The organism is Nostoc sp. EspVER01 (genome assembly GCF_034530635.1).
Lineage (GTDB): Bacteria > Cyanobacteriota > Cyanobacteriia > Cyanobacteriales > Nostocaceae > Nostoc.
On the sequence record NZ_JAVRCS010000005.1, the window covers coordinates 189777 to 202229 of the forward strand.

The 12453-nt window shown below is 41.4% G+C and carries 7 protein-coding genes; 3 read left to right on the forward strand and 4 right to left on the reverse strand.

Annotated elements, in window-relative coordinates; translation table 11 throughout:
* Positions 1-123: 123 nt before the first annotated feature.
* Positions 124-3603 carry a PA14 domain-containing protein gene (locus tag RMX69_RS06755; protein WP_322636959.1) on the reverse strand — a complete coding sequence of 1160 codons (3480 nt, stop codon included), beginning with the start codon at positions 3601-3603 and terminating at the stop codon, positions 124-126.
* 1137 nt (positions 3604-4740) lie between these two features.
* Here RMX69_RS06755 and mgtE point away from each other — a divergent pair.
* The gene (gene mgtE / locus RMX69_RS06760) at positions 4741-6141 is read left to right on the forward strand and encodes a magnesium transporter (RefSeq protein WP_289798459.1); all 1401 of its coding nucleotides are present in this window, start codon (positions 4741-4743) and stop codon (positions 6139-6141) included.
* 105 nt (positions 6142-6246) lie between these two features.
* Here the strand turns inward: mgtE and RMX69_RS06765 are convergent, their stop codons facing one another.
* Both RMX69_RS06765 and RMX69_RS06770 read right to left on the reverse strand, forming a co-directional pair.
* Positions 6247-6504: a hypothetical protein gene (locus RMX69_RS06765; protein ID WP_289798458.1), complete on the reverse strand. Its 258-nt coding sequence runs from the start codon at positions 6502-6504 to the stop codon at positions 6247-6249.
* A 224-nt stretch (positions 6505-6728) separates the two neighbouring features.
* Positions 6729-7610 (reverse strand): SDR family oxidoreductase, encoded by an 882-nt coding sequence (locus RMX69_RS06770; RefSeq protein WP_289798457.1) that lies wholly within the window; start codon positions 7608-7610, stop codon positions 6729-6731.
* Between the two features lie 553 nt (positions 7611-8163).
* Between RMX69_RS06770 and RMX69_RS06775 the strand changes: the two genes are divergently transcribed.
* Positions 8164-9762, forward strand: coding sequence for a peptide ligase PGM1-related protein (locus tag RMX69_RS06775; protein WP_322636961.1), 1599 nt, complete (start codon positions 8164-8166; stop codon positions 9760-9762).
* Positions 9763-9784: 22 nt separating this feature from the next.
* On the opposite strand, the gene RMX69_RS06780 is transcribed toward RMX69_RS06775, so the two are convergent.
* Positions 9785-11599 carry a protein kinase domain-containing protein gene (locus tag RMX69_RS06780; RefSeq protein WP_322636963.1) on the reverse strand — a complete coding sequence of 605 codons (1815 nt, stop codon included), beginning with the start codon at positions 11597-11599 and terminating at the stop codon, positions 9785-9787.
* Positions 11600-12004: 405 nt separating this feature from the next.
* Between RMX69_RS06780 and RMX69_RS06785 the strand changes: the two genes are divergently transcribed.
* Positions 12005-12436 carry an EamA family transporter gene (locus tag RMX69_RS06785; protein ID WP_094352699.1) on the forward strand — a complete coding sequence of 144 codons (432 nt, stop codon included), beginning with the start codon at positions 12005-12007 and terminating at the stop codon, positions 12434-12436.
* Positions 12437-12453: the final 17 nt, after the last annotated feature.

A 12453-nucleotide genomic window follows, 5' to 3' on the forward strand; every position in this document is an offset into this window, starting at 1 on the left:
AGTTAGAGGACTGTTCACTGATAACTGATACAGCAGTTTTCAACTAGATGAAGTATAAAGTACAGGAGTCAAAATCAGACATCAAGAGTTTATTTCCTGCCTTCTGCCTCCTTCAAGTCATCTCTAAACAGGTCGGAAGCGATCGATCTCGCCTCCGATCAAGTTTGCGTAATACAGATTACCATCAGGACCAGTGGTGATTTGTGTAGGCAGTCCTAGATTAGGCCTGTCTGCTGTGGAAGCAAACCGCTTAACTGAGGTAACTTTACCTTGACTATCTAATATCAAAGCATCGATAGTTCCTTGACTGAAATCACCAATGAATAAGGCACCTTGATAGATTGAAGGGAAAGTATTACCTGTGTAAAAGTCACCCACAAGGATCGAATTAGAACCAGAATGCTTGTAAGTGTACAGTGGTTCTGTAACAGATGAGCCACTATTATAGAAGGCTTTTGCTGCATCTAAATTAGCGTAGACTGGTTGTTTCAGACTGACGACATTACCATTTGCATCAAGGCCACCTTCATAGAATGGCCAGCCAAAGTTAGCTCCTGGTTTTCCGATATTGACCTCTTCGTAAGTACCTAAGCCAACATCGCCAATTACAGGGGTATTGGTCTTTTTATCAATTGTGAAACGGAAGGGGTTACGCAGACCCAAGTCATAAACTTTGGAAATATTGCTATTGGCGTCACCGTTGTAGAAAGGATTGCTTGATAAGCCTTTACCAGTAATCGGGTCAATCCGCAGAATCTTGCCGGATAGATTATTCTTATCCTGGACGCGAATTGCTCTGGGGTCTACTCCATTGTAGGAAGTACCATCTCCTAAGCTCACAAACAGAGAGCCATCAGTACCAAAACGCACAGAACCAACTGAGTGAGATTCACTATCATTAGCTATAAAATTCTGGACATTTTGGACTTTATCGAGATTATTGAGATAATCCTGCAAGCTGGTAAACGGCTTACCAGTATCTCTGTTGAGAATTCCTGATGGTGCATAGCCAAGTGTGACATTTGTACTATTTCCATCTGGCTTGACAATATTCGCCCAAGTACCATTTGTGCCGAGTAGTACAACTTCGCTGCCAGCGATCGCAGTAGTGTAATTAGTGTTGGGGTCGGCTGTAAAGCGACTTAGCCGTGCAGTCCGATTCCCATTCTGGTCAGGATCGTCTAATGTGCTATTGGGATTGTTCTTAGAATTGCTTGTATTAGTTTCTGGTGGATCGTAGGTATACAACAGGTAAACATAGTTGTTGCCGTTTGGACTTTTGCCAAAATCTGGATGTACAGCAATGCCTAACAGACCGCGATCGCGCGTATCATTTACTTGTCCGCGAATATCAGTAAATGGTGTAGCTAATAAGGTACCGTTTTTCGTGACTCGCACTACCCCATTTTTCTGGGCAATGAACATGCTGTTACCATCAGGTGCCCATTCAAAAGCTGTGGGTTGATTCAAACCAGAAACTACCGTATCTAAAGCAAAGTTACCAGAGTCATTATCAATAATACTGATACTTGTTTCTTGATTAGTTAGCTGCACTCCAACTGCGTTACTGAACTTCAAAGCAAATGTTTCATTTGATTCCCCAATACTGTCATTAAGAATGGGGATAACAATAGTGTTGCTGGTTTGTCCAACTACAAAACTCAAGCTTCCAGATACAGCCTGGTAGTCAGATCCAGCTTTAGCAGTCCCATCTTGGGTTATGTAGTTCACGCTAGCAGCCACTGAAGCATTGCCCCGTGTAACTATCACCTTAGCAGTGCCGTCACCCTCATTAACTACTGGCTGACTGAAATCGAGTCCGGAGCGATCGTTGTCTTGAATCGTAATTGCGAGAGTTCTTTGAACTCCGAGTGTTGCCCCCTCTGCCTGATCGATGACAAAATTAAAGGTTTCATCTGTTTCTATCGAGGAATCATCATTGATCGGAATGGATACCTGCGTGCTGCTTTCTCCCGCCGCAAAAGTCAGTGTTCCAGCACTTTCAATGCCTTCACTCCCATAGTCAACTCCTTTTGTGGCAGTATTAGCTATAGTTGCATACTTGATTGAGGATGTACTACTTAAATCTCCAGTTCTAAGTATTTTAACGGTAACACTATCACTGCCTTCGTTCACAGTCATCGAAGACGATCCTAATGTGATAGCGGTCTGAAGAACTGGTGAATAAAGTTGAGACTGAGGAATGATTTCTTTCACCTGAGAGGCGCTTGACCAACGCAGTTGAGAAACGGCATTGTTTTTATTTTCGTAGTACTCAAGTTTAATATCGTACTTCTGACCTGCAACTAGTGCGATCGAGCCACTGGATTCGGTGGCAGGTTGATCGATAAACTGATTGATGATTTGTTGACCATTCACCCACAGTCGCACACCATCATCAGCAGTGGTGTAAAAGTTATAAGTTTCGCTGTAATTGGCTTCTACCTGACCTGTCCAGCGCGCTGAGAAGGTATCTGCTTCAATCGACGGAGCGGGAGAATTAGCGCCCCAATTAAAGTTCACCGTCGGATTTGTAGTAGTTACCTTTAGGTTAGTGAAGTCGATGTTGTCGTAGTACTCTCCTTTGAGTCCATTGCCACTACTAAGTGTGCTGACATTACTATACAGTTGGGACTGAGGAATGATTTCCTTTGCCTGAGAAGTGCTTGACCAAGCCAGTTGAGAAACGGCATTGGATTTATTTTCGTAGTACTCAAGTTTAATATCGTATTTTTGACCTGCAACCAGGGCGATTGAGCCGGTAGATAGTGTGGCAGGTTGATCGACAAACTTATTGATAATTTGTTGACCATTTACCCACAGTCGCACACCATCATCACTAGTGGTGTAAAAGTTATAAGTTTCGCTGTACTTGGCTTCTAGCTGACCTGTCCAGCGCGCTGAGAAGGTATCTACACCAATCGACGGATCGGGAGAACCAGCGCCCCAGTTAAAGTTCACCGTCGGATCTATGCGAGTTTGCTTGAGATTGGTGAAGTCGATGTTGTCGTAGTACTCTCCTTTGAGTCCGTTGCCACTACTACCACTACTAGGTGTGCTGACATTACTATACAGTTGGGACTGAGGAATGATTTCCTTTGCCTGAGAAGTGCTTGACCAAGCCAGTTGAGAAACGGCATTGGATTTATTTTCGTAGTACTCAAGTTTAATATCGTATTTTTGACCTGCAACCAGGGCGATTGAGCCGGTAGATAGTGTGGCAGGTTGATCGACAAACTTATTGATAATTTGTTGACCATTTACCCACAGTCGCACACCATCATCACTAGTGGTGTAAAAGTTATAAGTTTCGCTGTACTTGGCTTCTAGCTGACCTGTCCAGCGCGCTGAGAAGGTATCTACACCAATCGACGGATCGGGAGAACCAGCGCCCCAGTTAAAGTTCACCGTCGGATCTATGCGAGTTTGCTTGAGATTGGTGAAGTCGATGTTGTCGTAGTACTCTGCCTTTAGTCCATCTCCTTGAGAGATTAGGCTAGACCGAGCAGAAATGCTGGTTTGTCCCTGGTCAATGCTTTCTAGAGATGATTTAGTAGTAATTACTGGGCTTACAGATGTTGATAAGTTTTGATTTGATGCCATGATTAATGTTTCAGGATTAGTTTTACATTGAATATTTCAACAAATAATGCATCATAAAGCTTGATATAAACATACTAATAAGCTAATGATTGATTTAACCTATAAATATATATTCAGTAATTGCTAATTATGAATAATTAGTTGAGGAAGATATTAGTCTTTGTTTTCTTTCAAAAAATTACTGAATTATTGAGACCTTCTAAATTTCACTAATGTGCAGATGCATATTCCGTCAGACAAGCAATGCTCAAGAAAGCAAATACATGCGTAATTAGTCAAATGCAATAACTTTACATAGATTACTTAAGTATTCTTTGACTTCTACATATTTGACAATAGAGCGCGGTGTTATGTCTATCTTGTTTATGGAACTTTGTTTAAATATTCACATTAATATATCCTTTTTTAAAGGAATATAAAAGTTTTGATGATGTTTAAATAAAATTTGCCAAAGTACCGGATAATTAATATGTTTTATCTACATATTTATTAACTGTATAAAAAATTGATAAAGAAAAAATGTAATATTTAAAGATTTAAAAAATTAATATTTATCTATATTTCATCTTGACTATTACTTGATTACCAGAACCAGCAGAAATATAGTAATAATCTAAAATTAGTGGAACAGAAAACTTGGCAAGAGCCTGACTAGTCATGCATTTAAGCTAGGGAACACAAGTTACTGAATTCAGAAATAATCGTACTTTTTGAGTACCCTTGTTATGGGTGCATTATCCTGCAAATCGCTATGTGACCACATATTTGGGTCTGAATCCTAAGGCTTCACGCAATGCTTTAAAGTCATGAGTAAGGAGTAATGAGTTTCATAGTGGATGAAAAATGGGTATTTACTCATTACTTGTTACTTATTACTCATTACTCCTTCTTAAGAGCGCCTTTAGGTCGGTGAGGATGTCAAAGTTTATCTTCTCTACAAGAGGCTACGCTAACGAGACACCGTGATATCGCTGAACGCAAAGAATTGTCAACGTCCGAAATCTTACTCTTTCGTTCATTTACAAAAGTTTTCAATCTACTCCTAGTCAGAAAAATTACAAGTTTGACGTTGCACATCCCACTTTCCCCTAGACTAGGGGCAGCAACCTTGTTCAAACTGGCTGAGGAAAGTGGACTTTGACTGAGACAAACAATTTAAACTCTACCATCCAGAATCTCTCACGCAGGGAATTGCGAGATTTAGTGCGGACTCAGCTACAAATGCTCCTAGAAGCAGGAGACTTGCAGGGAGCAAAATCTATTCTCGTACCCGTGCAGCCTGCGGATATCGCCGAGGCGATTGAGGGTTTGCCAGAAGCGATGCACGCTTTGGCTTTTCGCTTGCTTTCTAAGGATGAGGCGATCGAAGTTTATGAATATCTCGACTACAGTGTTCAAGAACGGTTAATTGAAGAACTTAAAAGCCAGGAAGTCCGCGATATTGTCGATCAAATGTCGTCGGATGACCGAGCTAGGTTATTTGATGAATTACCGGCAAAAGTCGTCAATCGCTTGCTAGAACAACTGAGTCCAGCAGAACGCCAAGCTACAGCCCAACTATTGGGTTATGAAGCTGATACAGCTGGACGAATTATGACGCTAGAGTTAATCTCACTGAAAGAAAACTTTACAGTATCTCAAGCTCTAGAGCGAATTCGCAACTTAGCTAATGCCAGTGAGATGATTTATTATCTTTATGTCATGGATGCGGCAAGGCGCTTGACGGGGATTGTATCGTTGCGGGAATTAGTAACGTCTCAGCCTGAGCAAATTATTGGCGAGATTATGACGCGTGATGTGATATTCGTCCACACTGATACAGATCAGGAAGAAGTCACGAGATTAATCCAAAGATATGACTTTCTGGCTGTGCCTGTGGTAGATCGAGAACAGCGTTTAGTAGGTATTGTCACCGTCGATGATGTGATTGATATTTTGCAACAAGAAACCACCGAAGATATCTATGCCTTGGGTGGTGGTGTGCAGTCGGGGGGCGACAACTATTTTCAAATGAATTTGCTGGAAATTGCTCGGAAGCGGGTTGTCTGGTTATTGGTCTTACTTATAACCAATACCGTCACAGGCACAATTATTAAGTCGCAAGAAGATATTTTAGCAAAAGTTGTCACACTGACGGCCTTTATCCCCTTGTTGACTGGTACTGGGGGTAATGTAGGCGCTCAATCTTCCACAGTGGTGATTCGTGGGATGAATACCGATGAAATCCGATCGCTTGGTGCATTGCAGGTAATCGGGCGGGAAGCGATCGCAGGGGCATTATTAGGAGGAATGTTAGGTACGATCGCTACTGTCTGGGCTTATTTTCTGCAAGGACGATTAGAAGTAGCGATCGCTGTAGGCACTAGTTTGGTGGCTATTTCTATTTTGGCTTCGATCTCCGGTTCAGCACTACCATTTCTATTTCGCTATCTTCGTTTAGATCCGGCATTAATGTCAGCACCATTTATTACCACAGCAGTTGATGTTGTAGGTGTTTTGATTTATTTCAATTTAGCGCGGGTAATTTTAAAGTTATGAAAAGAGTCATTAGTCATTAGTCACTTGTACTGAGCGTAGTCGAAGTATTAGTCATTAGTGAATAACACACTACAAATGACAAAAGACAAATGACTAACTTAACTTTTACAATTCTGATTCTGTATCTGGAGCAACAATTTCACCAGTACCCAATTGCAGGATCATGTCCTGGTCAGTAATCAATCCGCTGAGTTCCTTAACTTGTAAATTCATTTCTTCACAAGCTTGTCTAAGTTCTCTGGCAAATGTGTTGAGGTCTTGACCATAGCCACATTGATAAGCAGCAGTTTCAATTCCTTGCTGGGCATTTGCTCTAGCACAATCTACTAGTTCTGTGCCTTTCAGTGGTGTAAGAGATGCCATAAACGTAGTTATTATTTCTTAAATGTACGCTGTTAGACAGGTTATCAATATTTCAACATTAGATCATCCCTCCAATGGATGACCATGAAGGTAGAGTTAAGAGTTAGGAGTTAACAGTTAAGAGTTATAAGTTTAGAGTTAGGAGTTAACAGTTGTAAGTTTAAAATATATTATTTATAACTCTTAATTTCTAACTCCTCACTCATAACTCCTAACTATTGTACTCACCCATTCACAACATCTCCACCATTGACATGTAACACTTGTCCAGAGACATAAGAACCATCATCAGAAGCTAAATATACGTAGCTAGGAGCAACTTCTTCTGGTTGTCCGGCTCTTTCCATTGGCACTTGTTTCCCAAAGGTTTCAACTTTCTCTTCAGGAAAAGTTGAGGGAATTAAAGGTGTCCAAATTGGCCCTGGTGCGACAGCATTAACGCGAATTCCTTTGGATACCAAATTTTTTGATAAGGAGCGAGTGAAAGCAACGATCGCGCCTTTTGTAGAGGAGTAATCTAGTAGTTGTGGACTACCTTTATAAGCTGTTACCGATGTGGTATTGATAATAGCACTGCCCGCTTGCAAATACTTGAGTGCGGCCTTAGTCATGAAAAACATTGAGAAGATATTAGTGCGGAAAGTTCGCTCTAGTTGCTCTTCGGTGATTTCTTCAATACTTTCTTTCGGATGTTGTTCAGCAGCGTTGTTGACGAGAATATCGAGTTTACCAAACTCACCAACTGTTTGTTGTATGGCTTGCTGACAAAAGGTTTCATTGCCAATATCACCTGCAATTGTTACTGCACGACGACCTTGTTTTTCTACCAAATGTTTTGTTTCTTTGGCATCATCGTGTTCATTAAGGTAAAGGATTGCCACATCTGCACCTTCTTTGGCAAATGCGATCGCAACAGCACGACCAATCCCACTATCTGCACCCGTAATCAATGCTACTTTATCTTGTAACTTACCACTACCCCGATACTGAGCATCATCAGCTTTGGGTTTTGGTGTCATTTCTGATTCAACACCTGGTGTTTCTTGTTGTTGTGGCGGTTGCAATTTTTGCTCTTTTTTCTCTTTTGGTTCTTTTGATTTAGCCATCTGTTTTACCTTGGTAATTGAATATTGAATGGGGCATTGAGAAAGGGGCATTGGGAATTAGTTAACACTCCATCTTTCTCCTATTTCATAACTAAACCTTGGATCGAAACGAAAAATTCAACCCAAGGTTTATTTTTTGCTTTGACTCTCACTAGCCATTTGCAATTTTAGGCATTTATATTCTGGATGTTTGCCAAACTTACTTATTCCAGCAACTCTACGCAACTTACATTATTTATCCTCATGCCTGACCATGAAAATAAGTACACAACTCTAATGTGATGAAGAATTTATCTTTTTCATCTGTTTTAAAGTTAACTATTATATTGCTGTACTTTATCGCCCCCTAGAGGTAAAGTAAACAGCAATTAACTCAACCTTAAGAGGGAAAAGAATTAAAGAAGTCGGCGATTTGCGGGTTGCTATAGTTTGATCAAACCTTGCGGACTTCCAGAAATTTTTTACAAAACTACCTGAATCTTGACACGGCGACTATACATCGTCCAAAAGGGTGCGTGGTGCGCTACATTGAGATCATTAGAGGGCATGGGTTATGGCAACATTAAATATTTCCGAGTTAGAACAGGTTGAAAAGTTTCGCCACTTACAATTAACCCTGCGCGATCGCTGGAAAACGAGCGAACTATTTGACAATAGCGAAGCGGATATTTTAATTATTCCCTCCTTGAGTCTCGACCAGCGCGAACTCCAAAAGATCGAAGGCTGCGAACATTATGAAGAAAGATTACTATTTTCTTTAATTCGGTTGCGGAATCCCCAAACTCGCCTGATTTATGTAACATCAGTACCCCTGCATCCAAGTATCATTGATTATTATTTGCAGCTATTGCCAGGTATCCCTTTTTCTCATGCTCGCAATCGCTTGCTGTTACTTTCTACTTACGATTCCTCTCTTAAGCCTCTGAGTCAAAAGATTTTAGAACGTCCCCGTCTGCTAGAGCGGATTCAGAAATCTTTGAGGCTAGACAAATCATTTATGATCTGCTACAACTCTTCGCACTGGGAAGGCGAATTGTCTTTAAAATTAGGTGTACCATTGTATGCTGCTGCACCAGATTTACAGATTTGGGGAACAAAAAGTGGTAGTCGGCAAATTTTCAAGGAAAGCGGAGTACCGCATCCAGATGGCAGCGAAAAAGTTTGGAACCCCACAGATTTGGCAGAAGCTACTGTTGATTTGTGGGAACGCCAACCAACATTAAAACGAGTAGTAGTAAAACTCAACGAGGGCATTTCTGGAGAGGGGAATGCATTGTTGGATCTTAGACCGATTGAGAATTTAGCACCAAACACTGGTACTCATGCCGAAAGGGTAGCTGCAATTAGCGATCGCTTCTCAACGATGCGCTTTCAAGCAAAACTTGAGACATGGGATAATTTTTCGGGAAGAATCCCGGAATTAGGGGCAATTACCGAAGCATTTGTGGAAGGGGAAATTAAGCGATCGCCCAGCGTTCAAGGACGGATTACACCCCAAGGCGAAGTGGAAATCCTTTCAACTCACGACCAAATTCTCGGAGGCCCAGACGGTCAGATTTATCTTGGTTGCAGCTTTCCTGCTGATGAAACATATCGATTGCAATTACAGCAATTGGGACTTCAAGTTGGCAGAAAGCTAGCAGATAAAGGCACTTTAGAGCGGTTTGGTGTAGATTTTATCGCCGTTGACAAGGGTAATGGAGAGTGGGATATTCAGGCGATCGAAATTAACCTGCGTAAAGGCGGTACAACGCATCCATTCATGACCCTGAAATTATTAACGAACGGTCGCTATGACCTTTCCACGGGTTTATTTTATAGTCAGCAAGGTCGTCCAAAATATTACATTGCCACTGATAATCTGCAAAAAGAGCGCTATCAGGGATTATTGCCTAATGATTTAATGGATATCATTGCTCACCACAGACTGCACTTTGACAGCGGTACAGAAACGGGTACAGTGTTTCATCTTATGGGCTGCCTTTCGCAGTTTGGCAAGGTGGGATTAACCAGTATTGGTGATTCCCCACAACAAGCACAAGATATTTATAACAAAGTTGTCAAAGTTCTAGATGAAGAAACCCGCAGCGAAAATCGTAATTTCTCGCCATTTTCAGATTATTCCTTTCCTGTGGTTTGGGATGAATTATAGGGCACAGCAATGCTGATTAGTTCTAAATGCGCTGATCGCTATTAGGTAAATTTTGCTGGTTGCTTGGCTGTTTACCAGATTGTAATTGAGTATATATATAGGTTACTACTGCTAAAGTCAGCCCAATAGCCAACACCACCCCTACAATTCGCAAGAAATTGGGAGTAATTCTCGTAGTTAGCTGCTCACTTAGCCTTGGTTGGTAAATAGTGTCATCCGTTCGCGCTTGTGGTCGGCGTTGATTAGACGCAGGTCGTGGCTGATACAACGTCACGTCTGCTTGCACTGGTGGTCTACTTTGATTAGATACTGGTCGCGGCTGAAACAAAGTCTTATCCGGTGACACTTGTTGCCCACTTTGATTAGATCCCGGTCGGGGTTGAAACAACGTCTTGTCTGGTGGCACTTGTTGACCGCCTTGATTAGCTCCTGGTCGCGGTTGAAACAACGTCTTATCGGGTGGTACTTGTTGCCCGCCTTGATTAGCTCCTGGTCGTGGTTGATATAACGTCACATCAGGTTTGCTGGCGTTCAGATTATTCCCAGGACTTTGTGAATTTTGTTCAACTGGGTTAAATGGTCTGGGAACAGTTTCGTGATTTGAGCCTTGATTGAAACCAGATGGAGGACGAATCACAGTATCGTCGTTCGATTGTCTGGGAACAGTTTCGTGATTTGAACCTTGATTAAAACCCGATGGAGGACGAATAACGGTATCGTCGTTCGATTGTCTGGGAACAGTTTCGTGATTTGAGCCTTGATTGAAACCAGATGGAGGGCGAATAACGGTATCGTCGTTCGATTGTCTGGGAACAGTTTCGTGATTTGAGCCTTGATTTGAAGAAGGTTGCGATCGCCCAGTCATTAGTTCGGGTACGCTAGATTCTGTGGCAAATTTGGCAGCAGCTTGCAAAGCCTGATTCAGTTCTTCTACCGTTGCAAATCGGTTAGCTGGGTTCTTATGGAGGCATTTCATCACCACGGCTTCTAATTGTACGGGTAAATGCTCACACCCTGGTTGTTCGCGCAGTGGTTTCGGTGGCTCATAAGCATGAGCTAATACCCAAGAAGCCTCACTGATATGACTACCCTTAATGCTGATTCCAAAGGGATCGGCTGCACTCAGCATTTCATAAAGGATAATCCCTAAGCTGTAAATATCACCTCTAGCATCCAGGTTGCGATCGCTTTGGATTTGTTCAGGAGGTGCGTAACGAAATGTACCGATAAATGTACTAGTTATATTTGTAATATTGGAATTTTCTGAAGATTCACTCCGAATTTTGGCAACACCAAAATCCAAAACCTTCACCCACTCTCCCAAATCTGTTGACATTAGAAATATATTATCTGGCTTCAGGTCGCGGTGAACTACTTGAATATGTTCACTGGTTTTGCCGCCATCCCGTTGGAGAGTCACTCCTTGATGGGCAAGCTGTAAACCCTTACAAACTTGCGCCATAATCTTCACCGTCCGCTCAACAGACAGCCGCTTTTCGCGCAGCAGTAATTGTCTAAGCGTTTGCCCCCGCAAATATTCCATGACGTAAAATGGAAAACCTTCCGGGGTTACACCACAGTCACTAATCTTAACAATATGGTCGCTTTGCAAAGCAGCACAAACTGCCACCTCCCGCTCGAAACGCTTTCTCATTTCGAGTGATGCCACTAGCGTATCTTTGAGCAACTTCAACGCTACCTGCTGACCAACACGGGTGTCCGTTGCTAGGAAGACTTCTCCCATGCCACCCCCGCCTAACCGTCTGTCTAAACGGTATCGCTGGTTATCACCTACGAAGCGACCATTCCAAGAATTTGAAGAAGGTGGGGATTTCATCTGGGGCAACCCATCCTAGTTACTTTAAAATGTTAACTTTATTCAGAGATAATACTAGTATTACAAATATGATTGCTTCATAACTTAGATGAATATTAGTAATATATACTACTAGTACTTATCTAATTATACTCAGCTTAACATATTAGTAACTTAAAGTAATGTGATAATTTTGATAAAATGTTTAAACTTTAGACTTAATAGCAGTTGAAATTTGTTCCTGATATTAAGTTAGCGCAAGTTCGACGAGAATCGTCTGCTTCAGTAGTACTGAGTGACTAAAAGAGTGAAACTGTAGAGCGCAAACTACGAACCTAGCAAGTCAAACTTGACAGACAAGTAATTGAATTTAACACTCTGATTAAATTACACTGCTAATTTTGACTAGCAAATCAGGAGGCTAAGATGGAAAGCAACACCACAACATGGTGGATATATGCATTATTGTCAGCTGGCTTTGCAGCATTGACAACTATCTTTGCCAAAATTGGGATAGAAAATGTGAATGCTAATTTAGCAACAGCAATCCGAACTGTTGTCATCTTAGTAGTTGCTTGGGGGATTGTATTTTTTCAGGGAAACGTAGTTAATATCTTAGCTATATCCCAAAAAACCATGATTTTCTTATTATTATCTGGATTATCGACAGGGTTATCATGGATTTTTTATTTCCAAGCCTTACAAGTAGGAAAAGCTTCACTTGTCGCACCAATTGATAAATCAAGCTTGGTATTAGTTTTATTGTTTTCAGTTATTTTCTTGGGAGAAACTTTAAGCTGGAAGATTATTTTAGGAACGGGGTTAGTAGTCATAGGCACTTTAGTTTTAATTATTTAAAGTCTTAATTAAAAGGA

What these genes read in the sequence shown, in the direction of transcription:
- RMX69_RS06755 (WP_322636959.1), bottom strand. Translation starts at nt 3,603, where the DNA reads ATGGCATCAAATCAAAACTTATCAACATCTGTAAGCCCAGTAATTACT.
- RMX69_RS06775 (WP_322636961.1), top strand. Translation starts at nt 8,164, where the DNA reads ATGGCAACATTAAATATTTCCGAGTTAGAACAGGTTGAAAAGTTTCGC.
- RMX69_RS06770 (WP_289798457.1), bottom strand. Translation starts at nt 7,610, where the DNA reads ATGGCTAAATCAAAAGAACCAAAAGAGAAAAAAGAGCAAAAATTGCAA.
- RMX69_RS06785 (WP_094352699.1), top strand. Translation starts at nt 12,005, where the DNA reads ATGGAAAGCAACACCACAACATGGTGGATATATGCATTATTGTCAGCT.
- RMX69_RS06765 (WP_289798458.1), bottom strand. Translation starts at nt 6,504, where the DNA reads ATGGCATCTCTTACACCACTGAAAGGCACAGAACTAGTAGATTGTGCT.
- RMX69_RS06780 (WP_322636963.1), bottom strand. Translation starts at nt 11,599, where the DNA reads ATGAAATCCCCACCTTCTTCAAATTCTTGGAATGGTCGCTTCGTAGGT.